This window comes from Paraburkholderia bryophila (assembly GCF_003269035.1).
GTDB lineage: Bacteria > Pseudomonadota > Gammaproteobacteria > Burkholderiales > Burkholderiaceae > Paraburkholderia > Paraburkholderia bryophila.
In genome coordinates, this window is sequence record NZ_QLTK01000026.1 from 51,407 (window position 1) to 73,249 (window position 21,843).

Annotated in this window: 21 protein-coding genes; 16 read left to right on the forward strand and 5 right to left on the reverse strand. The window is 64.3% G+C overall.

The window, feature by feature from the left end:
• Window positions 1-27: 27 nt before the first annotated feature.
• Window positions 28-2,445 (forward strand): bifunctional acetate--CoA ligase family protein/GNAT family N-acetyltransferase, encoded by a 2,418-nt coding sequence (locus tag BX591_RS27890; RefSeq protein ID WP_111934561.1) that lies wholly within the window; start codon window positions 28-30, stop codon window positions 2,443-2,445.
• A gap of 55 nt (window positions 2,446-2,500) precedes the next feature.
• Here the strand turns inward: BX591_RS27890 and BX591_RS27895 are convergent, their stop codons facing one another.
• Window positions 2,501-3,046 carry a hypothetical protein gene (locus tag BX591_RS27895; protein ID WP_111934562.1) on the reverse strand — a complete coding sequence of 182 codons (546 nt, stop codon included), beginning with the start codon at window positions 3,044-3,046 and terminating at the stop codon, window positions 2,501-2,503.
• 142 nt (window positions 3,047-3,188) lie between these two features.
• Window positions 3,189-3,977 (reverse strand): IclR family transcriptional regulator, encoded by a 789-nt coding sequence (locus BX591_RS27900; RefSeq protein ID WP_111934563.1) that lies wholly within the window; start codon window positions 3,975-3,977, stop codon window positions 3,189-3,191.
• 368 nt (window positions 3,978-4,345) lie between these two features.
• Here BX591_RS27900 and BX591_RS27905 point away from each other — a divergent pair, with 368 nt between their 5' ends.
• From BX591_RS27905 to BX591_RS27945, 9 genes are all read left to right on the forward strand, one after another.
• Window positions 4,346-5,392 (forward strand): sugar ABC transporter substrate-binding protein, encoded by a 1,047-nt coding sequence (locus BX591_RS27905; protein ID WP_167444629.1) that lies wholly within the window; start codon window positions 4,346-4,348, stop codon window positions 5,390-5,392.
• Window positions 5,389-6,909: a sugar ABC transporter ATP-binding protein gene (locus BX591_RS27910; protein WP_111934564.1), complete on the forward strand. Its 1,521-nt coding sequence runs from the start codon at window positions 5,389-5,391 to the stop codon at window positions 6,907-6,909. Before BX591_RS27905 ends, BX591_RS27910 begins: the two co-directional genes overlap by 4 nt.
• Window positions 6,899-7,954: an ABC transporter permease gene (locus BX591_RS27915; RefSeq protein ID WP_111934565.1), complete on the forward strand. Its 1,056-nt coding sequence runs from the start codon at window positions 6,899-6,901 to the stop codon at window positions 7,952-7,954. The genes BX591_RS27910 and BX591_RS27915 overlap by 11 nt, the downstream gene beginning before the upstream one ends.
• Before the next feature lie 25 nt (window positions 7,955-7,979).
• Entirely contained in the window at window positions 7,980-8,306 is a 327-nt protein-coding gene (locus BX591_RS27920; RefSeq protein ID WP_176343065.1) for a UxaA family hydrolase, read from the forward strand.
• A 42-nt stretch (window positions 8,307-8,348) separates the two neighbouring features.
• A complete protein-coding gene (locus BX591_RS27925; protein WP_111934567.1) occupies window positions 8,349-9,659 on the forward strand; it encodes a UxaA family hydrolase in 1,311 nt (436 codons plus the stop codon).
• A 68-nt stretch (window positions 9,660-9,727) separates the two neighbouring features.
• Complete coding sequence (locus BX591_RS27930; RefSeq protein ID WP_111934568.1) at window positions 9,728-10,768, forward strand: aldo/keto reductase; 1,041 nt, start codon at window positions 9,728-9,730, stop codon at window positions 10,766-10,768.
• Window positions 10,769-10,775: 7 nt separating this feature from the next.
• Window positions 10,776-11,606 carry an amidohydrolase family protein gene (locus BX591_RS27935; RefSeq protein ID WP_111934569.1) on the forward strand — a complete coding sequence of 277 codons (831 nt, stop codon included), beginning with the start codon at window positions 10,776-10,778 and terminating at the stop codon, window positions 11,604-11,606.
• 50 nt (window positions 11,607-11,656) lie between these two features.
• Window positions 11,657-12,400: an SDR family oxidoreductase gene (locus BX591_RS27940; RefSeq protein WP_111934570.1), complete on the forward strand. Its 744-nt coding sequence runs from the start codon at window positions 11,657-11,659 to the stop codon at window positions 12,398-12,400.
• A 61-nt stretch (window positions 12,401-12,461) separates the two neighbouring features.
• Window positions 12,462-13,310: an ureidoglycolate lyase gene (locus tag BX591_RS27945; RefSeq protein WP_111934571.1), complete on the forward strand. Its 849-nt coding sequence runs from the start codon at window positions 12,462-12,464 to the stop codon at window positions 13,308-13,310.
• A gap of 148 nt (window positions 13,311-13,458) precedes the next feature.
• Here the strand turns inward: BX591_RS27945 and BX591_RS27950 are convergent, their stop codons facing one another.
• On the reverse strand, window positions 13,459-13,893 hold the full coding sequence (locus tag BX591_RS27950; RefSeq protein WP_111934572.1) for a PaaI family thioesterase: 435 nt from the start codon (window positions 13,891-13,893) through the stop codon (window positions 13,459-13,461).
• Between the two features lie 268 nt (window positions 13,894-14,161).
• Here BX591_RS27950 and BX591_RS27955 point away from each other — a divergent pair, with 268 nt between their 5' ends.
• A complete protein-coding gene (locus BX591_RS27955) occupies window positions 14,162-15,784 on the forward strand; it encodes a methyl-accepting chemotaxis protein (RefSeq protein WP_111934573.1) in 1,623 nt (540 codons plus the stop codon).
• A gap of 122 nt (window positions 15,785-15,906) precedes the next feature.
• Here the strand turns inward: BX591_RS27955 and BX591_RS27960 are convergent, their stop codons facing one another.
• Entirely contained in the window at window positions 15,907-16,110 is a 204-nt protein-coding gene (locus tag BX591_RS27960; protein ID WP_007178724.1) for a cold-shock protein, read from the reverse strand.
• A 218-nt stretch (window positions 16,111-16,328) separates the two neighbouring features.
• On the opposite strand from BX591_RS27960, the gene BX591_RS27965 reads away from it, so the two are divergent.
• Window positions 16,329-16,604: a hypothetical protein gene (locus BX591_RS27965; protein ID WP_111934574.1), complete on the forward strand. Its 276-nt coding sequence runs from the start codon at window positions 16,329-16,331 to the stop codon at window positions 16,602-16,604.
• A gap of 53 nt (window positions 16,605-16,657) precedes the next feature.
• Here the strand turns inward: BX591_RS27965 and BX591_RS27970 are convergent, their stop codons facing one another.
• Window positions 16,658-17,767, reverse strand: a complete 1,110-nt coding sequence (locus BX591_RS27970; protein ID WP_111934575.1) for an AGE family epimerase/isomerase — start codon at window positions 17,765-17,767, stop codon at window positions 16,658-16,660.
• Window positions 17,768-18,064: 297 nt separating this feature from the next.
• On the opposite strand from BX591_RS27970, the gene BX591_RS27975 reads away from it, so the two are divergent.
• The 4 genes from BX591_RS27975 to BX591_RS27985 all read left to right on the forward strand — a co-directional run bounded on the left by BX591_RS27975 (window position 18,065) and on the right by BX591_RS27985 (window position 21,712).
• Window positions 18,065-18,751 (forward strand): MgtC/SapB family protein, encoded by a 687-nt coding sequence (locus BX591_RS27975; protein WP_111934576.1) that lies wholly within the window; start codon window positions 18,065-18,067, stop codon window positions 18,749-18,751.
• A 132-nt stretch (window positions 18,752-18,883) separates the two neighbouring features.
• Window positions 18,884-20,545, forward strand: a complete 1,662-nt coding sequence (locus BX591_RS36805; protein ID WP_208644753.1) for a hypothetical protein — start codon at window positions 18,884-18,886, stop codon at window positions 20,543-20,545.
• A gap of 270 nt (window positions 20,546-20,815) precedes the next feature.
• The gene (locus BX591_RS36615) at window positions 20,816-20,974 is read left to right on the forward strand and encodes a hypothetical protein (protein ID WP_167444630.1); all 159 of its coding nucleotides are present in this window, start codon (window positions 20,816-20,818) and stop codon (window positions 20,972-20,974) included.
• A gap of 435 nt (window positions 20,975-21,409) precedes the next feature.
• Window positions 21,410-21,712, forward strand: coding sequence for a hypothetical protein (locus tag BX591_RS27985; protein ID WP_111934577.1), 303 nt, complete (start codon window positions 21,410-21,412; stop codon window positions 21,710-21,712).
• Window positions 21,713-21,843: the final 131 nt, after the last annotated feature.

The following is a 21,843-nucleotide window of genomic DNA, read 5'->3' on the forward strand; positions in this document are numbered from 1 at the left end:
CGCGCCTTCCCACTCTACGGAGCGCCCGTGACCGTCCGCAACCTCGACGCCTTATTCCGACCCAAATCCGTCGCCGTGATCGGCGCTTCCGGGCGACCGGGCAGTACCGGCGCGATGGTGTGGGCGCGCGTGCTGGAAGGCGGGTTCGACGGTCCGCTGTGGCCGGTCAATCCGAATCACGCGACCCTGGGCGGCCACAAGGTGATCGGCGACGTCGGCGATCTGCCGCAAGCGCCGAGCGTCGCGGTCATTTGCACGCCGCCGGCCACGTGGCCCGGCATCATTCACAAACTCGGCGGACTGGGCACGCGGGCGGCGATTATCGTCGGCGAGGCGCGTTGCGATGAGGACCGGCTCGCGCTGCGTCATGCGCTTTCGGCGGCGCGGCCGCATTTGCTGCGGATCGTCGGGCCGGGCAGCCTCGGCGTGGTGTCGCCGGCGCTGCGCGCGCATCTGGGCGCGCCGTCGTGCACGGTCAAGGCGGGCGGCGTGGCGTGGGTGTCGCGGTCGAACGCGTTGACGAATGCCGTGCTCGGCTGGGCGCACGCGCGGGGGCTCGGGTTTTCGCACGCGGTCGCGCTGGGCGGCGAGGCCGATGTGGATGCGGGCGACGTCCTCGATTATCTGGCGAGCGATCCCGGCACGCGCGCCATTCTGCTCGAACTCGACAGCGTCCGGGCGGCGCGCAAGTTCATGTCGGCAGCGCGCGCGGCGGCGCGCAACAAACCGGTCCTGGCATTGCGTTCAGGGCGCGCCGATCCCGCCGATGCGCTCTACACGGCCGCGTTCCGGCGGGCCGGCATGGTGCGCGTCGACGCACTCGACGATCTGCTCGACGAAATCGAAACGCTCGGCGTGGGCCGCGTCGCAGCCGGCGCAACGGCGACGCTGATCACCAGCGACCGCGGCCTCGCCACGCTCGCCTGCGACGCCTTCGCGGCCGCCGGCGACACGCTCGCGCCATGGCCCGACGAAGCGTCGGAGGCGCTGCGTCAGGTGTTGCCGCACGCGGTGGGCGGCAACCCGCTGCAATTGGGCGACGACGCCCGGCCCGAGCACTTCGGCACCGCGCTCAAACTGCTCGCGGACCATCGCAGCACCGGCACGGCGTTCGTGGTGCATGCGTCGACGCATGGCGCGCCGGTCGGTGAAGTCGCGCAGGCGCTAATCGCGAACCAGCGGTTCGCGTACCGAGGCTTGCTGGCGTGCTTCTTCGGCGGCGTGGATGCCGCCACGCGCGACGCCTTGCACGCGCAAGGCATTCCGGTTCATACGACGCCGCAGCGGCTCGCCCGCGCGTTCGCCCGTCTGATCGATTACCGGATGGGGCGCGAATTGCTGATGCAGACGCCGGAAGGTCTGCCGGCGCAGATTCCGGCCGCGATCGACGCCGCCCAGGCGCAAGCGCGCGAGGCGCTGACGGCCGGCGAGCACCAACTCACCGGCGCCGCCGCCATGACGTTCCTTCGGCGCTTCGGCTTGCGGGTCGAGGCGCAGCCGGATTTCGCGGAAAGCGACGCGGCGCCGTCCACGCGGCCAATCGTCGACATTGCCGTCGAACTTCACGACGACGACAACTTCGGCCCGGTCTTCCGCTTCGTCGCGCCGTCGGTGGATGGCGTGTCCGAGGCGCTGCGCGTCTACGGCCTGCCGCCGCTGAATCCGATGCTGGCGCGCGATATCGTCACGCGTTCGCGCTACGCGCGGCTGGTGTCGCCCGAGCTGGCGCTGGCCGCGTTGACGGCGCTCTCGCAAGCCGTATGCGACGTCAAGGAAATCGTTGGTCTCGAATTGACGCTGCGGGTCTTCAAGGAACACGTGGTGGTCGTCAACCCCACGCTCAGTATCGCCACTACGCGCAGCCGGCTCGCGATCGTGCCATACCCGCGCCGCTTCGAAGAGACGCTCGACTGGCAAGGTTTGCAGGTCACGGTGCGGCCGATCCGTCCTGAAGACGAGGCCGCGCACCATGACTTCGTCGAAGCGATGACGCCGGAAGATTTGCGCCTGCGCTTTTTCGGCGCGGTGGGCAGTTTCGACCACTCGCAGCTCGCGCGCATGACGCAGATCGACTATGACCGCGAGATGGCGCTGATCGCTACCGTCACGAGCGACGAAGGTTTCACCCGTACGCTCGGCGTGGTGCGCGCGGTGGCCGATCCCGACAACGAAACGGCGGAATTCGCGGTGGCGGTGCGCTCCGACCAGAAGGGCCGGCGGCTCGGCCAGTTGCTGATGGACCGCATCATCAAATACGCGCAGGCACGCGGTATCCACTGGCTGGTGGGCGAAGCATTGCGCGAAAACGGTCCGATGATCGCGCTCGCCAAAGCCTGCGGTTTCACGGTCACGCCGACGGAAGACCCTGGCGTGGTCGGCTTCCGCATGGCGCTCGACGAAGCAGTCGCCACAACCGCAGCGTCGGTGTCAGCACAAAAAAAATAGCGCCGGGCGAGACTCGCACAGCCTCACTCGACGCTATATTCGTTCCACAACCTGCTTAAGCCGGCAGCTTGGCGACGGCCTCATCGACCTGCGTGCGCGTCACCGACAACTCTTCCAGCCACGCATCCGCATACACGGCGCCGGTCTCACGCTCCAGACGCGCAATCGTCGCCGCGCAACGAATCGCATCCTTCGGCGTGGCGATGAACGACTTCACCGATTCGCCGGCCTTGAACGCGTCGAACAGGGGCACGCGAATATCGTCCGGCAGCGCACGGGTGGTCCACTGGTACGGCTTGCCATTGAACGTGAACTGCGGCGGCAACACGCGTTCCTTCTTGGCGGCGGGAATCAGGCCGAACATGCGCGCGGCGTCGCCGATCTGCTCGGCCGAAAACAGCTCGTCCGGGCTGATGTCGAATTGCTGAATGAACGTCTCGATGCTTTGCATCGCCGCGGCGCGGTCGTCGCGGCGCTTTTGCGCATGCGCGACGATGTCGCGCAGTTCGTCGGCTTCTTCGGGCGTGATCGTGAAGCTCGACTGCTTCTGCTGGAGTTCGGAAAAACGCTGGAATTCGGAATCGGTCAGAAGTTTGGCCATTGCTTATCGATGCGCGCGCATGAGTGAACCCATGCGGCTTAAATTTGAGAGGGTCGCCATTCTAAACCATGTGCGCGAGCGGCCGATCGTCGACCGGGTTTCGACGCCGCACGGCTCGATAACACCCTCTCCCGACGCAGCGCTAGCCGGCATCCTCGCGAAACATCGACAACGCTTGCACCGTCTCGCGTAGCAGGGCGGTCGCCGCTTCCAGCGTGGGCGCGACGTATTCGTCGATGCGCCGCAGGTATGGGCAGGTGAGTACCGCGATCGCCTGGCCGGCCGGTCCCTGGATCGGAAACGTGAGGTCGGTCACGCCGAAGGTCTGCTGGCTGTCCTTCTGCGAGAAACCGGCCGTGCGAATCCGTTCGCAGGCCTGTTCGAGCGCGTCGCGATCGATCGTGACCTCGCCCTTCACGCGGGTGTGTTCGGCCAGCATCTGCCGACGTTGTTCGACGCTTTGAAACGCGAGCATGACGCGGCCCGAACCGGTGTCGATCAAACCGACCCGCGAGCCGAGCCGAACCGACATGCCCCATGTGCCGGGGCCGTCCACCTGAGCGATCACCAGCAGGTTGCCGCGGTCGTACACCACCAGGTGACACGATTGTTCGGCAGCATCGGCGAAGCGCTGCATCAGCGGTAAGGCTTCCGCGATCAGACGGTTCATCGGCGGATGACGGTGCGCCAGCGCGTACAGCTTCAGGCTCAGCGAATAGCGGTCGCCGGCGGCCGAGCGCACCACGTACTGGCGCGCCACCAGGCGTTCGAGCATGCGGTACATCTCGCTGGCGTTGCGCCCCAGCGACTTGGTGATCTCGGCGCGTGTCAGTCCGTCTTTCTGCTCGGCGAGCAGTTCCAGGATGTCGAGGCCCTTGTCGAGCGCGGGGGCGCGGTAACGGTCGGCGTCGTCTTTGTCGTCTGCGTCCATGGTGAGCGAGGTTCTTTGGCTTTTTCTCATTATCTGGCGCGTGAGTGTAAGTGCGTGGTGAATCTCTAGCGAGCAGACCGATGTCCAGGGAAAACACGGGGGCATGCTGCAGTGCACATTCCTTGACTTCGAAAAGTCCGTATATGAATAATACGTTCATTGGTGAATAGACGCACACCAATACACGATAAGAAAGCGCAGGACGAAGTGCCGGCCGCAAAGGTCCGGTCCACGCCGTTCCCACAACGCAGTGCCTTGCATGGGGCTGGAGTCAGTGCCGAAGCACTAACGCCGGTCCGATCGCAGCGCCCTGCATGGGGCCGGAGTAAGTGCTAAAGCACTCACTCCGGCCGACATAGGAGACAACCATGTCATTCGCGAAAGGGCCGCACGCGGTCCGCCGTTCGTTCCGTAGTTCGCTCTTCACCCTGGCCGCCGCGGCGTGCATCGCCAGCCTCGGCGCTGCCGGTACCGCTCGGGCCGATACCGGCAAGATCGGCCTCGATCTGCCGCTGCTCACGTCGCCGTTCTGGCAGTCGTACAACAACTATCTGCCCAAGTATGCGAAGGACTCGGGCCTCGATATCCTCGCGCCGGTCAATTCGAACGGCGATCCGGCCCAGCAGATCACCGACATGAACAACCTGCTGAACCTCGGTGCGAAGGGTATCGTGGTCGGCCCGCTGGATTCGGCGGCGATCAGCCGCGCGCTCGACGCCGCTGCGGCCAAAAACGTCCCCGTGGTAGCCGTGGACGTCGCGCCGACGCAAGGCAAGGTCGCGATGGTGGTGCGCGCCGACAATCGCGCGTACGGCGAGAAGGCGTGCAAATACATCGGCGATCACGTGAAGTCGGGCAAGGTCGTGCAGATCATGGGCGATCTGGCCTCAGTGAACGGGCGCGACCGCTCGGAAGCGTTCCGCTCGTGCATGAAGGGTTATCCGGGGCTGACGGTGCTGGAGATTCCGGCAGCCTGGAAGGGCGACGTGGCGGCCACCGCGCTCGACAGTCTGCTGACCGCGAATCCCGACGTGAAGGGGATCTACATGCAAGCGGGCGGCGTGTATCTGTCGCCGACGCTGCAAACGCTGCGCCGCAAGCAGATGATGTTTCCGGTGGGCGACCCGAAGCACGTCGTGATCGTCAGTAACGACGGCATCCCGCAGGAGTTCGATGCGATTCGCCGCGGCGACATCGACGCGACCGTGTCCCAACCCGCCGATTCGTACGCGAAATATGGCCTGTTCTATATCAAGGCCGCGTTGGCGGGGCAAACCTTCAAGCCGGGCCCGACCGATCACGGCAGCAAGATCATCCAGCTGGCGCCGGGGATTCTCGAAGACCAACTGCCCGCGCCGCTCGTGACGAAGGCGAACGTCGACGATAAAGCCTTGTGGGGTAATACCGTCAAATGAGCGAGCCGACGCCCTCCGTGCCGGTGGTCGAAGCGTTTGGCGTGACCAAACGCTACGGTTCGACGGCCGCGCTGAACGACGTGAGCATCCGCGTGATGCCCGGCGAGTCGCATGCACTCGTCGGGCGCAACGGCGCGGGGAAATCGACGCTGGTGTCGATTCTCACCGGCCTGCGCAAACCCGATACCGGCGAGGTTCGCTTCGGCGGCGCGGCTGCGCCGTCGATCGCGGATCGCGACGCCTGGCGTGAGCGCGTCGCGTGCGTCTATCAACATTCGACGATCATCCGCGATCTGAGCGTGGCGGAGAATCTGTTCATCAACCGTCAGCCGTCGCGCGGCGGCGTGATCGACTGGCGCGCGATGCGTCGCGACGCGCGCGAACTGCTCGATCACTGGAAGATCGACGTGCGCGAAGAGGCTCGCGCGGGCGATCTCAGCGTGGAAGCGCGGCAGTTGGTGGAAATCGCACGGGCACTGTCGTACGGTGCGCGTTTCATCATTCTCGACGAACCGACTGCGCAACTCGACGGCGACGAAATCAAACGCCTGTTCCGGCGTATCCGCGAATTGCAGCGCGAAGGCGTGACCTTCCTGTTCATCTCTCACCATCTGCAAGAGGTGTACGAGATCTGTCAGGCCGTGACGGTGTTGCGCGACGCGCGGCATATCGTTAGCGCGCCGGTATCCGCGTTGCCGCGCGAACAGTTGATCGAAGCGATGACCGGCGAACGCGGCGGCCTGGCCGTCGCCGATGCGGCCGCGCGCGACGCGTTGCCCGCCGATACGGCAATCGCATTGCAAGTCGACGACCTTGCCGGCTCCGATTACGACAAGGTGTCGTTCACCGTGAAGCGTGGCGAAGTGGTCGGCCTGACCGGCGCGACGAGCAGCGGCCGCACGAGCGTTGCCGAAGCGATTGCCGGTTTGCGGGCGGCCAAACGCGGCACGATCCGCGTCGACGGCGCGATTTTGCCGCCGGGCGATGTGCCGGCGGCGCTCGCGCATGGCGTCGGCTGCGTGCCGAAGGATCGCCATCACGAAGGCCTGGTGTTGACGCAGTCGGTCGCGGAAAACGCGTCGATGACGATCGCGCGTGTGCTCGGCAAGTTCGGCATCGCGCCGCCCGCGAAGAAGAACGCGTTCGGCCAGAAAATGATCGACGCGCTCGGCATCGTCGCGCAAGGTCCGGAGCACGTCGTGTCCGGGCTATCCGGCGGCAATCAGCAGAAAGTGGTGATGGCGCGCGCGCTCGCCACCAACCCGAACGTGCTCGTGCTGATCGACCCCACCGCGGGCGTCGACGTGAAATCGAAAGAAGCGTTGCTCTCCGTCGTGGATCGCGTGCGCGAAGAGGGCAAGGCCGTGCTGGTCGTGTCCGGCGAACTCGACGATCTGCGTACCTGTGACCGTGTGCTGGTCATGTTCCGTGGCCGTGTCGCGGCCGAATTTCCCGCGGGTTGGCAGGACCACGACCTGATCGCATCCGTTGAAGGAGTCAGTCTCCATGAAGAATAGTGTGCCCAGTCCCGCATTCAGCGCCGCGCCGGCCTCAGGGCCGACGCAGGCCGTGGCTGCCGCGACGCGCGGCAAACGCGCGCGCTCCGAACTCGCGCGGCTGCGTGAACTGGCCTTGCTGCCCGCGCTCGCGTTGCTGCTGGTGATCGGCGCGTTCGTCAGTCCCAGCTTTCTGACCAAGGCGAATCTGATCAGCGTGCTGGGCGCGTCGGCCGCGCTTGCGCTGGTGGTGCTCGCGGAATCGTTGATCGTGTTGACCGGCAAGTTCGATCTGTCGCTCGAGTCGACCGTGGGGATCGCGCCCGCCGTCGGCGCGATGCTGGTGATGCCGGCGGCGTCCGCGGGCTTCGGCACGCAATGGCCGGCGGCGGTCGGCCTGCTCGCCATCGTGGCGGTGGGCGCGGTGATCGGGTTGATCAACGGCTTCCTGGTCGTGCGCTTGCGGCTGAACGCCTTCATCGTCACGCTGGCCATGCTGATCGTGCTGCGCGGCATGCTGGTGGGTGTCACCAAAGGCGGCACGCTGTTCGATATGCCGCCCTCGTTCTTCGCGCTCGCCACCACGATCGTGTTCGGCTTGCCGTTGTCGGTGTGGCTCGCGGCGGTGGCCTTCGCGATCGCCGCGTTCGTGCTGCGTTATCACCGGTTGGGCCGCGCGCTGTACGCGATCGGCGGCAATCCGGAGGCGGCGCGCGCGGCGGGGATTCGCGTCGAGCGCATCACGTGGGGCGTATTCGTGCTCGGCAGCGTGCTCGCCTCGATCGGCGGCCTGATCGTGACCGGCTATGTCGGCGCGATCAACGCGAACCAGGGCAACGGCATGATTTTCACGGTGTTCGCGGCGGCCGTGATCGGCGGTATTTCGCTCGACGGCGGCAAGGGTACGATGTTCGGCGCGCTCACCGGCGTGCTGCTGCTCGGCGTCGTGCAAAACCTGTTGACACTCGCGCAGGTACCGTCGTTCTGGATTCAGGCCATCTACGGCGCGATCATTCTGGGCTCGCTGATGGTGGCGCGGCTCGCCAGCGGCGAAGGTCAGAACTGATGCGCACGTTTTCCGGAGAACTCATTTGACCCGCCCATCCGTGCAAACCGATCCTCGTCTGATCCTGCTCAGTCCCGCCGACAATTGCCTGATCGCGGCGGCGCGTCTCGACGCGGGCACGCAGGTGGAAATAGAAGGCGATCGCGTGACGCTCGCCAAAACCATCGAACTCGGTCACAAGGTCGCGCGTCATGGCCTCGCGAAAGACGACAAGGTGCTGCGCTACGGCGCGGTGATCGGTCATGTGACGGAAGCGGTGGCGCGTGGCGCGCATCTGCATACGCACAACCTCGAAAGCGATTACCTGCCCACCTATACCCACGACGCGGGTCACGCGTTCGTCCATCACTGAAACGGGCACAACGACGCGGCCGTGCGCCGCGCTGGAACGATCATGACCGACATTTCCGTAGTATCTGCCGGCGCGCCGCCGATGCTCCAAGGCTATCCGCGCAACGACGGTCGCAAGGGCATTCGCAACGTGGTCGCGGTGGCGTATCTGGTTGAATGCGCGCATCACGTCGCGCGTGAAATCGTTACGCAGTTCCGCGAACCGCTCGACGCGTTCGACGATCCTTCCGCCGGGCGCGAACCGCCGGTGCATCTGATCGGCTTTCCCGGCTGCTATCCGAACAGCTATGCGGAGACGATGCTGGAACGGTTGACCACGCATCCCAACGTGGGCGCCGTCCTGTTCGTGTCGCTCGGGTGCGAGAGCATGAACAAGCATTATCTGGTGGACGTGGTGCGCGCGAGCGGCCGTCCGGTCGAAGTGCTGACGATCCAGGAAAAGGGCGGCACGCGCAGCACGATTCAATATGGCGTCGACTGGATTCGCGGCGTGCGCGAACAACTCGCCGCGCAACCGAAAGTACCGATGGCGCTGAGCGAACTGGTGATCGGCACGATTTGCGGCGGCTCGGACGGCACCAGCGGCATCACGGCGAACCCAGCGGTGGGGCGCGCGTTCGATCATCTGATCGATGCGGGCGCAACCTGTATCTTCGAAGAAACCGGCGAGCTGGTGGGTTGCGAGTTTCATATGAAGACGCGTGCGGCGCGGCCGGAACTCGGCGATGAAATCGTGGCCTGCGTGGCGAAGGCGGCGCGCTATTACTCGATACTCGGGCATGGCAGTTTCGCGGTCGGCAATGCGGACGGCGGCCTCACCACGCAAGAAGAAAAATCGCTGGGCGCGTATGCGAAAAGCGGCGCGTCGCCGATTGTCGGCATTATCAAACCCGGCGATATTCCGCCGACCGGCGGCCTCTATCTGCTCGACGTGGTGCCGGACGGCGAGCCGCGCTTCGGCTTTCCCAACATTAGCGACAACGCGGAAATCGGCGAGCTGATCGCCTGCGGCGCGCACGTGATCCTGTTCACGACCGGGCGCGGCTCGGTAGTCGGCTCGGCGATCTCGCCGGTCATCAAGGTGTGCGCGAATCCCGCGACCTATCGCAACCTCGCGGGCGACATGGACGTCGACGCGGGCCGGATTCTCGAAGGTCGCGGCACGCTCGACGAAGTGGGCCGCGAAGTGTTCGAGCAAACAATCGCGGTATCGCGCGGCGCGGCGTCGAAATCGGAGACGCTCGGGCATCAGGAATTCATCCTGACTTACAAGACGTTCGAGCCGGTTGGGCCGGCGTGCTTGCCGTCGGGTGCCGCGCCGGTGCATCGGGTCGTCGCGATCGAATCACACTGAGCGCCTGCCAGCCTGCGGGCAAATCTTGCCCGCCCATGTTAAAACGTAAAAAACAGGAGACGCGCTCCATGACGGCAACGATCGGTTCGAAGATCGGGCAGCGGCGCCGCATCGGTCGCGGTGCGCTGCAAGTGAGTGGCTTGGGACTCGGCACGGCGCCGCTCGGCGGCCTTTACCGCGATCTATCCGACGCAGAAGCCCACGCAACGATTGCCGCCGCGTGGGACGCCGGTGTGCGCTATTTCGACACCGCGCCGCACTATGGCAACACGAAGGCCGAGCATCGTCTGGGCGACGTGTTGCGCCGTTATCCACGCAGCGAATACGTATTGTCGACCAAGGTCGGGCGCCGCTTTGTGCCGCGCACCACGCCGTTCGACGATAAGGAAGGCTGGCAAAATCCGCTGCCCTTCGAAGCGATTTACGACTACACCTACGACGGCATTCTGCGGTCGTTCGAAGATAGCCAGCAGCGTCTCGGCATTGTCGAGATCGATATGCTGCTGGTGCACGACATTGGCCGCATGACGCATGGCGACAATCATCCGCATTACTGGCGGCAATTGACTGAAGGCGGCGGCTTCCGCGCGTTGGACACGCTGCGCTCGTCGGGTGCGATCAAGGCCGTCGGGCTCGGCGTCAACGAAGGCGCGGTAATACTCGATGCGATGGCCGAGTTCGATATTGATTGCGCGCTGCTCGCGGGCCGTTATACGCTGCTCGAGCAGACCACACTCGACGATCTCTTGCCGGCATGTGAAACGCGCGGCGTCAGCATCCTGTTAGGCGGCGCGTTCAACTCGGGCATTCTGGCGCGCGGCGTCGAGGGCGATCTGAAATTCAACTACGGCACAGCGCCGCGCGAAGTCATCGAGCGCGTCGCGCGGCTGGAAACCGTGTGCCGCGCCCATGGCGTGCCGCTTGCTGCCGCAGCCCTGCAGTTTCCGTATGCGCACCCGGCGGTCGCCACCGTGTTGACCGGCGCGCGCAGTGCCGACGAATTGCGCGAGAACGTCGCGTCGTTCGAGCAGCCGATCCCCGCCGCGTTGTGGTCCGCGTTGCGCGGCGAAGGCTTGCTCGACGGCCGCGCGCCCGCGCCCGAGGACTAATCTGACGATGGCTATCGATGCCCACCAGCACTATTGGGATCCCGCTCGCGGCGACTACGAATGGCTGACGCCGGAATTGAAGCTGTTGTACCGTCCGTTCGGACCGGCGGATCTCAAACCGTTGCGCGAACGCGCGGGCATCGAGCGAACGGTGGTGGTGCAGGCCGCGCCGACCATCGACGAAACGCGTTATCTGCTGGACCTCGCGCGACACGAGCCGTCTATTGCCGGGGTGGTTGGCTGGGTGCCGTTGCTGTTGCCCACCGCACCCGCGCTAATCGGAGCGCTCGCGCACGAGCCGAAATTCAAAGGCGTGCGGCCGATGCTGCAGGATTTGCCGGACGACACGTGGATCGCCAATCCCGATCTCGCCCCGGCGATCGACGCACTGGTCGAACACGATCTGAGCTTCGACGCGCTGATCTACGCCCGTCACGTCGAGCATTTCGAGACCTTCGCGACGCGTTTTCCGGCGCTGCGCATCGTGGTCGATCATGGCGCGAAGCCGCCGATCCGCTACGGCCGTGCGGGCTACGCGGGGTGGGCCGACGCGATCACGCGGCTGGCGGCGTTGCCGAACGTGCAATGCAAGCTGTCGGGACTCGTCACCGAGGCGTCGCTTGGCTGGACCGAAGAGACGCTGCGGCCCTATGTCGAGCATCTGCTGAAGTCGTTCGGTCCGGGTCGCCTGATGTGGGGCAGCGACTGGCCGGTGCTCGATCTGAACGGCGATTATTTGCTGTGGCATTCGGTGGCGATCACCTTGCTCGCGTCGTTGAGCGACGACGAACGCGAGGCGGTGTTCGGCGGCAATGCCACGGCGTTTTACCGGTTGTGAACCGACCAAGCGAAGCGAAACGAGACAAGCCCATTCAACTGGAGTCGTAGATGACACAAAGACTGGCTGGCAAGACGGCCCTGATCACCGCGGCGGGACAAGGCATCGGCCTCGCCACCGCCGAACTGTTCGCCCGCGAAGGCGCGCGCGTGATTGCGACGGATATCCGCATCGAGGGGCTCGCCGGCAAGCCGGTCGAGGCGCGCCGGCTCGACGTGCTCGACGGTGCGGCGATCCAGGCGCTGGCCGCCGAGCTCGGCCCGATCGACGTGCTGTTCAACTGCGCGGGCTTCGTGCATGCGGGCAATATTCTCGAATGCAGCGAGGGGGATTGGGACTTTGCCTTCGACCTTAACGCGAAAGCCATGTACCGGATGATCCGCGCGTTCCTGCCGGCCATGCTGGAGAAAGGCGGCGGGTCGATCATCAATATGTCGTCGGCGGCGTCGAGCGTGAAGGGCGTGCCGAACCGCTTTGCGTACAGCGCGTCGAAGGCGGCGGTGATCGGCTTGACCAAGTCGGTCGCGGCAGACTTCATTACGCGTGGTGTACGCTGTAACGCGATTTGCCCGGGCACGGTGGCTTCGCCGTCGCTCGAACAGCGAATCGTCGCGCAGGCCCAGGCGCAGGGCGCGACGCTGGATGCCGTGCAGGCCGCCTTCGTCGCGCGTCAGCCGATGGGCCGCATCGGCAAGCCGGAAGAAATCGCCGCGTTGGCGCTGTATCTCGCGTCCGACGAATCGTCGTTCACCACGGGCCACGCGCACGTGATCGACGGCGGCTGGTCGAACTGACGCAAACCGACACGCACGGATTGACGAACCGAACACCCTTGAACGATAGGAAAGTGCAACGATGAAACTGCTTCGTTATGGGCCGAAAGGCCAGGAAAAGCCGGGCTTGCTCGACGCGCAAGGCAAGATTCGCGATCTGTCCGGCGTGGTCGCCGATATCGACGGTGCGGTGTTGACCGATGAAGGTCTGGCGAAACTGCGCGCGCTCGATCCGGCGTCGCTGCCGGTGGTGGAAGGCAACCCGCGCATGGGGCCGTGCGTCGGCAAGATCGGCAAGTTCATCTGCATCGGGTTGAATTACGCGGATCACGCGGCAGAATCGAATTTGCCGGTGCCGGCCGAGCCGGTCATCTTCAACAAGTGGACGAGCGCAATCAGCGGTCCGGACGACGATGTCGAAATTCCGCGCGGTTCGAAGAAGACCGATTGGGAAGTCGAACTGGGCGTGGTGATCGGCAAGGCCGCGAAATACGTCGACGAAGCCAACGCGCTCGACTACGTCGCCGGTTATTGCGTGATCAACGACGTGTCGGAACGCGAATGGCAGATCGAACGCGGCGGCACGTGGGACAAGGGCAAGGGCTTCGACACGTTCGGCCCGATCGGTCCGTGGGTCGTCACGCGCGACGAAGTGGCCGATCCGCAGAATCTGAGCTTGTGGCTCGAGGTGGACGGTCACCGCTATCAGAACGGCAGCACGAAGACGATGGTGTTCGGCGTTGCCAAGCTGGTGTCGTACGTATCGCAGTGCATGAGCCTGCAACCGGGCGACGTGATCTCGACCGGCACGCCGCCGGGGGTGGGCATGGGCGTGAAGCCGAATCCGGTGTATCTGAAGCCGGGCCAGACGATCCGCCTGGGTATCGAAGGTCTCGGCGAGCAGACGCAAAAGACTTACGCGGCGGAGTGAGTCGCGCAGCAGGTTTTGGCTTCGCGCCGCGGGCGCGAGCAGAAGCCTGAGCAGCAGCGTAATCAGAAAGTAGAAAGGCCGTTCCGGTGTCAAGCCGGAACGGCCTTTGTTTTTGTCTTTATCGTCCTGGCGCGGAAGGCCTGAGTTCTTATGCCGCCGGCTCGTGCTCGCCCGACTCGCCGATGCGGTTGATCGTGCCCTGCGCCACGGCGACCAGCTTCTCGCGGTCGCCATCCATCACATAGATGTTGCACTGGCAGGTCGCCTGGGAGCGCCCCGCGAACACCACCTTGGCCCGCGCGATCAGCGTGCCGTTCACCACCGGACGCAGATAGTTGATCTTGAACTCGCCGGTGACCACCCTCGGCCCCAGCGACAGCGCGCCGGCAAACGTCAGCGCGTTATCGGCAAGGTAGCTGATGACCCCGCCATGCACGAAGCCGTGCTGTTGCCGCAATTCGTCGCGGATCGGCAGGCACAACGTCAACTCGTTGGTCGCCGTGTGCATCAACTCGGCGCCCAGCAGCATGCTGAACGGCTGGGCATGCAGCGCGCCGCGCGCCCGGTCGAGGAGGTCGGTCATCGTGATTCCTTGGGGCGAGGTCCGCCGTGAAATCCGCACGGGAGTGCGTTGTGCAGTCCCTACCCACTCTAGGAAGCGCTGACGCGTCACGTCAAGGTGAATCGGAAAGATATACGCGGCATTGTTGCGAAAAATGACCGGAATTACGGAGTTGGGCGATGAAACGGGGTGGTAAGGCGATCTTTGCCGACATTGATCTCAAGCAAAGTTCCGCCTTGCCGTTAACCCTGACGTAGCTCCCGTCATTCTTTGCTTTCAGGTGTCCACGATGTTCAGCAAGATCAAGGTCGCATCCGGCCTGTTATGTGTTCTGGCCGCGTTCTGCGTTTTTCAGCTGGTTACGGTGGGATTGGGGTTCTGGTCGCTCACGCGCACTCATGACGACGTCGGCGATCTGTCGAATATCGCGTTGAAGCAGGTCGACGCGGTCAATGAAACGACCCAGCGTCTGATGGATGCGCGAATCAACCTGTCGCGCGCGGGTACCCGCATGGTGCGCGGCGGCGGCGAGCCGACCGACATCGTGCAGCACGCCCGCGAACAGCTCACGGCTGCGGATCAGTCTTTCGCCGCCTTCATGGGCGCGGAAAAGACCAGCGACGAGAACAGCGCGCGCGCGGCCGCCTTGGCCGACCGGTATAAAAAGCTCCACGACGCGTTGGCGGAACTCGTGCAGTTTCTCGATGGCAACAATATTCAGGCGTTCCTTGATCAGCCGACCCAGTCGTTCCAGGACGCTTACCTCGTCGAGTCGCACAACTTCGTGCAATTCGGCAACGCCGCCAGCCGTGCGTCGCTCGATTCGATCGATACGCGCATGGCCATGTTCCGCGGCGTGAGCCTCGCGATCCTGGTGCTGCTGGTGGTGGGCACCGCCGCCGTCTACGCGGCGCTGCGTCGGGGCGTGGTGGCGCCGCTGGAAGAAGCGGGGCGCCACTTCGACCGGATCGCGCAGGGTCGCCTCGACCAGCCGATTGCGTCGCGCGGTACCAACGAAATCGGCCGGCTGTTCTCGGGCCTCGCCAAGATGCAGGCGAGCGTCGCGCGCACCGTGCAGACCGTGCGTGAATCCGCCGACTCGATCCACCTCGGCGCCGACGAAATCGCGACCGGCAACGCCGATCTGTCGGCCCGCACCGAAAACCAGGCCGCCTCGCTGGAAGAAACCGCGTCGAGCATGGAAGAACTGACGGCCACCGTGCGCCAGAACGCCGATCATGCCCGCGAAGCCAACTCGCTGGCAGAAACCGCGCTGGAGGCGACCTCGCGCGGCAGCGAAGTGGTCAACCAGGTGGTCGACAAGATGCGCGGCATTGCGCAGAGCTCGGACAAGATCGCGGAAATCATTTCGGTGATCGACGGCATTGCGTTCCAGACCAACATCCTCGCGCTCAACGCGGCCGTGGAAGCGGCGCGCGCGGGCGAGCAGGGCCGTGGGTTCGCCGTGGTGGCCGGCGAGGTGCGCGGCCTCGCGCAGCGCAGCGCGCAGTCGGCGAAGGAAATCAAGACGCTGATCAGCGAGTCGGTCGCCGAGATTCAGGGCGGCTCGACGCTGGTCGAGCATGCGGGCGAGGCGATGAGCAACGTGTCCGCCTCGATTTCCCGTGTCACGCAGATGATGGCGGAGATCAGCGCGTCGTCGCTCGAGCAGAGCACCGGGATCGAGCAGGTCAACCAGGCGGTCGTGCAGATGGATGAGATGACGCAGCAGAACGCGGCGCTAGTCGAACAGGCTGCGGCGGCAGCAGCTTCGTTGCATCAGCAGACGCAACAATTGAAGCAGGCCGTTTCAGTGTTCGAAATTTCGGAGACTGTGTTGCGCACGCAACATTTCGACGACATGCGAGGGCAAACCGGCGACATGACGCTATCTGGCTTGCGCGCAATTTAAGCGCCACGGCGCTCCGAAGCGCTCAAAAATAAAGCATCAGACAAAAGAAAATGGCCCGCCGAAGCGGGCCATTTTGCATCAGACGCAAGCGCCTAAGGGTGCCTCAAAGTACCTGAAGGTACTTAGGCCGGCTGGATGTTCGCAGCCTGCTTGCCCTTCGGGCCTTGCTTAACTTCGAACGTCACTTTCTGGTTTTCCTGCAGGGACTTGAAGCCGCTGCCTTGAACTTCCGAAAAGTGCGCAAACAGGTCTTCGCCGCCGTCGTCCGGCGTGATGAAGCCAAAGCCCTTTGCATCGTTAAACCACTTCACAGTACCTGTTGCCATTTTTGATCCAATAAATGTTGTGTGTTGCATTCGCGACCGCTATTTCTCAACGTGAGATCGAGCGCGAAGTACGAGTTGTATCACGTCTTTATGATGGACGCCAATCAACCAGTATTCGGGTATTCCCCCGCTCGGGCCCTTTTGAGGCCTGAAAAGCATTTTTAAGAGGGCTCCGCCCGGTAGGGTAAACTGTTTGTATTACTCTTCCAGGAAAAACATTGACACATTATTTGCAGGAAGAACTTACGTCGTTCTGGAGTCGTTTGACCCCCTATCTGGCGATATTGGAGTCTAAATCCCCTCAAGAAGGCGCCCCGGACCCGATCGGTCGCATCACGGTAGATGCCGAAGACCGGCAGGCTTTCGCCCTCCACATCACCGATAAAAAGCCGCTCGGCGACACGTCGGACACCCCCACCGGACACAGCGCAACTTATATGCGTTTCAAATCAGCCGACAGCGGCTGGGGTCCCTGGGAACGCGAAGCGTATTGATCGGCCGGGCGGTCGGCTTACGGGCCGATGCCCGGCAGAACGCTAGCCGCCGCTCAGGCCGGCAAGGCGTCGTAGGCGGTGGCGAGGTGGTAGGGCGTGGTCGACGGCATGTCGGCGCGCGCCACGTCGCCGGCCGCCGTTTTGCACTCGAACCAGCCTTGCGGACGCAGAAAGCGTTGCTGGAACAGCGTGATTTGCCGCGGGAGCGCGGCGCGCAGCGCCGGGTCATCGTGACTCGCGAGTGCGCGTAAATATTCCGTTTGAGCCCAGATCCGTTGAGTCGCGTCCTTGATGCCGCCGGTTTCGTCGAGCGAGGCGCACACGCCGCCTGTGTCCGCGTCCACGCCGTATTGCTGCGCAAACGCGAACGCGCGCGGCAGCGCTTCGGCAAGACCCGAACCTTCGAACAACCCGCCCGCCTGCTTGACCAGCCAGAACCACTCGAACTGGTGACCGGGTTCCAGACGGTTGTCGGCCGTGCCGATCGGCAATTCGGCGACGCAACCGGTGGGTTCGTGCACGAAGTGCCGTGCGATTGCGCCAGCGAGGCGTCGCAACGCGGCGTCGAACGCGTTGTCGCGAGTTGCTGCACGGGCGGCGAGCCAGGCTTCGGTCAGATGCATTAGCGGATTCTGGATCGGCGTGCCCGTCACGTTCGCGAAGTCGGCGCTGAGCGCGGCATTGAACAGCTCGCCCTCAGCGGCGAAGTTCGACTGGATCAGCGCCGACGTGCGATGCACGGCTTCCAGCGCGTCACGATTGCCGGAACGCCGGCCGAATTCCGCGCAGGCGAACACCACGAACGCGTGCGTGTACAGATCTTTGGTCGTGTCGAGCGGTGCGCCTTGCGCGTCGACGCTGTAGAACCATCCACCGTGGCGCGTGTCCTGAAAGGTGTGCATCAGCGAGTCGAACAGCACTTGCGCATGGGCCGCGTCGCCGGCCTGGGAGAACACGAACAACTGCCGCGCACATGCCATCGCCCGGTAGCGTTCGGCGGGCATGGGCTGGTGATGCTCGGCGCTGAGCGCTTCATAGGGCAGCTTCAGCGCGGTGTTGAAACCCGCTCCGCGCCACATGGGCAGCACCACGCTCGTGAAGTGAACGCGTAGCGCGGTGGCGAGGGCGACCGTCGAAGCGGCGGAAGGGTTCATGCTCTGCATAGTCGTTCGATTGGTCATACAGGGTGTGTCGATGCGTCGGCGGACTCCGGCCGCAGTCCGAAATGCGACGCGCGACGCGATGCGATAACGCAAGCGGTCGGCAAATCGGCGGATGAGCGCGGATGCTACCCGGTTTCCCGGTCCGCGGTTCGAAATCGGCGTTGCGCCGGTCGACGCGCTCCGCACGACGCTGGCCGCCGCAGCGTGCGGCTTAGGATAAAGCAAACGGGTCCCGTTTGGCACTGCGGACTCAGGAGCGGAAATCGCTCCAAATAATGCGGATAAGGAGGAAAAACCATGTTGGGAAATCTCGATCTCATTTTGCGTCTGGTGCTGGCCGCAGCGCTCGGCAGCGTGATCGGCTTCGAGCGCGAGCGGCTTTCGTGGGCGGCCGGGCTGCGCACGCACATGCTGGTTTGCGTCGGGTCGACGCTCATCATGATCGTGTCGGCCTATGGTTTTTCCGAAGTGCTCACCGGCGACCACGTCGTGCTCGACCCGTCGCGGATGGCGGCGCAGGTGGTGTCGGGCATCGGCTTTCTCGGCGCGGGCTCGATCCTGTTGCGCGGCGAGATCGTGCGCGGATTGACCACGGCGGCAAGCTTGTGGTCGGTCGCGGCGATCGGGCTGGCGGTCGGTGGCGGGCTGTACACAGCGTCGATCGCGGCGACCATCATCATTCTGATCATCCTCGCGGGCATCAAGCCGCTCGAGCGTCGTTTCATCACGGTCAAACAACGGCGCCAACTGACGATGATCGTCGAGCGCGGCACCATGACGTTTCATTCGCTGCACGATGAACTGGGCGCCGCAAGCCCGCGCGTCAAGCAGTTCGTGATGCAGCAAAGCGACGACGCGCCCGAGTGCGACGAGGTCATGATCACGCTGCATCGGGTGTCGAATGTGGAATACGAGGCGATCTGCGCACGCTTGCGTCAACTGCACGGCGTCAAGCAGTTCCGGCAGGACGAGGCGTCGTCCTAAAAAGCCGAAAATCGTCGGCGAATGGCTTCGGCAGGGGCGGGCGGCCATGCGACAATGCGGTCTCAAAAATTCCAACGGCATTGACGAGCGGTGCTCGGCGCCCGCTTTCCGGCGACGACCGCTTTTTTCTCTATGGCAGATTCCGTAGCATCCACGCAGTCCCGGCCTTCGCGCGCCGCTTCGAAGAAGCGACGCCAGGCCACCGTCTCGACCGAAACTGAAAACAAGCTGGCGCGCGCCGCGCGCTCGGCACAACGGCTCGCGCAACTGAGCGATGCCGCCCGCGACGACAGCACGCTCGACCTGTTCCCCGACGATCCAACCCGCGCGACGCTGGAAGCGATGAATATCGACATCCGGCAGGGCACGCTGCACGGTTTCGAATTACCCGATGTGGTGCTGGCCGCGGTCGGCGTGATCGATGCTGGCGACGGCGCGCTGCTGGACGTGCGGTCGGCGCGTCGTGCGCCGCGTGCCGCGAAGGCCGACGAGCCGACGCCGGTCAATGCGGTGTTGAGCGGGCTGGATATCGAGCCTTGGGACGCGGCGGGTTCGTCGGTGGCGGAGTTGGCAGTCGGGGATGCGACGCCGAAGGAACGGACTGCCGTGGATGAGACGTTGGCGACGTCGGTGTCTGCGTCGATTCCATTGACGCCTGCGATGGCGGCGGCGACGGTGGCGCGCAGCGTGACCGCGCTGCGCCAGGCGAATGCGACGGGAGTTGCAAGTGCGGCGGGCGCAACGAGCGCGGCAGGTGCGTCGTCGACGGATGAGTCGACGACGGCATCGGCCTCTAGCGGCGCGAAAACGCCGTCGCGGTTCGCCGCGACATTTGCCAAGGCGACGACCGCTTCTCGGGACATGGGACGTGCGGCGGGTGTGGCCGTTGATGCGAACACTCGCGCCGCTGGTGCAAATGGTGCAGTCGGTGCGGCTGGTGATACGTCTGCAGGCGCGGCATCTGACGCGACCCTGCGTGCGAGCGTAGGTTTCACGGCAGAGGCGAACACAGGCGCGGTCGCAGGCACAGGCACAGGCACAGGCACAGGCACAGGCACAGGCACAGGCACAGGCACAGGCACAGGCACAGGCACAGGCACAGGCACAGGCATCGGCGCGACTGCCGGCGCAAACCCCGGCAAAACCACCAACACGAACGCCGCCGCGACCATCGGCGCGAATGAACCGCACGCGTCGAGCGAGCAAGTCACATCGCGAGCGGCTGCGGCGTCCGACGGTCCGAAACTGAGCGTGAACCCGTCGCTGACCGCCGCCGGGTCTGCGCATGCCCACGCCGCATTCGCCGAACCCTGGCGCGAAGCGCGCCGCGCCGAAGCTGCCGCAGCCGCGCTGCGCGCCGCGCCGGAACTCGATCGCGCACGAGCGACCGCCTTTGCCGATACCGTCGATGCGCTATACGGCGTGATCGCCGATCAGCGCCGCGCGGCCAGCGATCACTCGCGCCGTATGAAGTGGCTGTTGCCGATCGTGGTGGGCGCGTTGCTGGTGACCGTGGCCATCGGCATCACGCAGACTTTGCTGTTGATGCGCCTCACGCGCGAAACCACCGCTCAACAGCATCGCATCGAACAATTGATGCAGAACCAGCAGGCGGCCATGACCAGCCTGCTCGACACGCACATGGCAATGGCCGACGCCGCCGCGGCGAACGCCAATGCCGCAGTGGCGGCCGCTTCCGCCACGCCTCAGCAAGCTGGCGCTACGCCGACGCACGGCAAGCGTGCCGCGCGTACCCCGCACGCGCACAAGCCGAAAGCCTCCAACTCCCACTAACACCGAGACTGACCGAACGCCGCGCCAACGATCCACTGGCGCGGCGCGAGTCGTTTCGACAGCCGCTCTGGCTGCGCGGCTTATCGTCTTTTGCCCCCAAATCTCAAAAAAAGGGACGTTGTCATGATGCGACGCATCATGACGATCAAGCCTGTGACAACGCACCACATCCGAAAAATGTTGCATCGCACTAGATTTTGACTAGGGAAAACCCTATAATCATTTTTAAGGGAAAACCCTAGTCAATGCAGTCATCAACCGGGAGTCGCCATGAGCTTCATTTTTGCTTTGTTCCAAAAGGTCAGCGACCTCTTTGCGTCGCCCCATCTGCCGCTGGATTCGGACTACTCGTACGAAGCGCGCAGCCGCGAAGCGGACCGCGTGCGCCGTGCGCAGTCCACGTTGTTCGGCGTCAAGTTGAGCGACTAAAAGAACCAGGTCGTATCAGCCTGAGCGCGGATTACCGCGGGGCGCGCACTTCGAGAGTGCGCAGTATCTTTAGAGCCACTGTTCGCGAAACGCGTACCGTGGCTTTTGTTTTTGGGGCGTCGCCCTAGCGGCTTACCCGCATCACCGAATATTTCCGCCCCGAAATGAATGTAACGGGGGCTGACAGTCTGCTGACGTGTTGCCTGCACGATTCGTCGCGCATGGCTTTGCAGGTGGGAGTTCCACGCGAAAATGCGATCCTTTCATCGGTCCCTTTCATTGAAATGTGCGCTTACAAGTCCTCACGTCTTCATGCGGTTTGCGCCGCTAAAGTTGGTCTCAAGCGTACGGCGTCTGGTTGGAGCCTGAAACCTCAGGTCGCGATTGACCGCACACGGACGCTGGCTTGATACCAAACTTTGATGGGAGGTCACTATGAAAACCTTTAATAAGACATCGCGTTCGATTATTGCGACTCTGCTGGCCGGCGGCGCATTGCTGGCAGCAGGCAGCGCGTTCGCGCAGGAGCGGGTCGTGGTCGAGGGCGGCCCGGGCCCGGTGGTCTACGGTCAGCCGCACATGATGCCGGTGGGCGTGTCGATCGACATCGGCTGGCACGGCGATCGTTACTACGACGGCCATCGTTACTGGGCTCATGACGACTGGATGCGTCATCATCCGCATGACTACGATCCGCATCACCACGACGACCATCGTCCGCCGCCCCCGCGTTATTAATGCGTAACGCGCTAACACCAGGCGAGTGACAACGCCGCCTGACGCGGCGCGACATCGACAAAGCCGGTCCTTCCTCGCGGAAGACCGGCTTTGTTGCATTCGGGCCGGCGAATACACGCGCTGCGCTATGC

What these genes read in the sequence shown, in the direction of transcription:
- BX591_RS36615 (WP_167444630.1), top strand. Translation starts at nt 20,816, where the DNA reads ATGAGCTTCATTTTTGCTTTGTTCCAAAAGGTCAGCGACCTCTTTGCG.
- BX591_RS27970 (WP_111934575.1), bottom strand. Translation starts at nt 17,767, where the DNA reads ATGCAGAGCATGAACCCTTCCGCCGCTTCGACGGTCGCCCTCGCCACC.
- BX591_RS27945 (WP_111934571.1), top strand. Translation starts at nt 12,462, where the DNA reads ATGAAACTGCTTCGTTATGGGCCGAAAGGCCAGGAAAAGCCGGGCTTG.
- BX591_RS27960 (WP_007178724.1), bottom strand. Translation starts at nt 16,110, where the DNA reads ATGGCAACAGGTACTGTGAAGTGGTTTAACGATGCAAAGGGCTTTGGC.
- BX591_RS27950 (WP_111934572.1), bottom strand. Translation starts at nt 13,893, where the DNA reads ATGACCGACCTCCTCGACCGGGCGCGCGGCGCGCTGCATGCCCAGCCG.
- BX591_RS27935 (WP_111934569.1), top strand. Translation starts at nt 10,776, where the DNA reads ATGGCTATCGATGCCCACCAGCACTATTGGGATCCCGCTCGCGGCGAC.
- BX591_RS27975 (WP_111934576.1), top strand. Translation starts at nt 18,065, where the DNA reads ATGTTGGGAAATCTCGATCTCATTTTGCGTCTGGTGCTGGCCGCAGCG.
- BX591_RS27910 (WP_111934564.1), top strand. Translation starts at nt 5,389, where the DNA reads ATGAGCGAGCCGACGCCCTCCGTGCCGGTGGTCGAAGCGTTTGGCGTG.
- BX591_RS27900 (WP_111934563.1), bottom strand. Translation starts at nt 3,977, where the DNA reads ATGGACGCAGACGACAAAGACGACGCCGACCGTTACCGCGCCCCCGCG.
- BX591_RS27905 (WP_167444629.1), top strand. Translation starts at nt 4,346, where the DNA reads ATGTCATTCGCGAAAGGGCCGCACGCGGTCCGCCGTTCGTTCCGTAGT.
- BX591_RS36805 (WP_208644753.1), top strand. Translation starts at nt 18,884, where the DNA reads ATGGCAGATTCCGTAGCATCCACGCAGTCCCGGCCTTCGCGCGCCGCT.
- BX591_RS27955 (WP_111934573.1), top strand. Translation starts at nt 14,162, where the DNA reads ATGTTCAGCAAGATCAAGGTCGCATCCGGCCTGTTATGTGTTCTGGCC.
- BX591_RS27930 (WP_111934568.1), top strand. Translation starts at nt 9,728, where the DNA reads ATGACGGCAACGATCGGTTCGAAGATCGGGCAGCGGCGCCGCATCGGT.
- BX591_RS27915 (WP_111934565.1), top strand. Translation starts at nt 6,899, where the DNA reads ATGAAGAATAGTGTGCCCAGTCCCGCATTCAGCGCCGCGCCGGCCTCA.
- BX591_RS27985 (WP_111934577.1), top strand. Translation starts at nt 21,410, where the DNA reads ATGAAAACCTTTAATAAGACATCGCGTTCGATTATTGCGACTCTGCTG.
- BX591_RS27925 (WP_111934567.1), top strand. Translation starts at nt 8,349, where the DNA reads ATGACCGACATTTCCGTAGTATCTGCCGGCGCGCCGCCGATGCTCCAA.
- BX591_RS27940 (WP_111934570.1), top strand. Translation starts at nt 11,657, where the DNA reads ATGACACAAAGACTGGCTGGCAAGACGGCCCTGATCACCGCGGCGGGA.
- BX591_RS27895 (WP_111934562.1), bottom strand. Translation starts at nt 3,046, where the DNA reads ATGGCCAAACTTCTGACCGATTCCGAATTCCAGCGTTTTTCCGAACTC.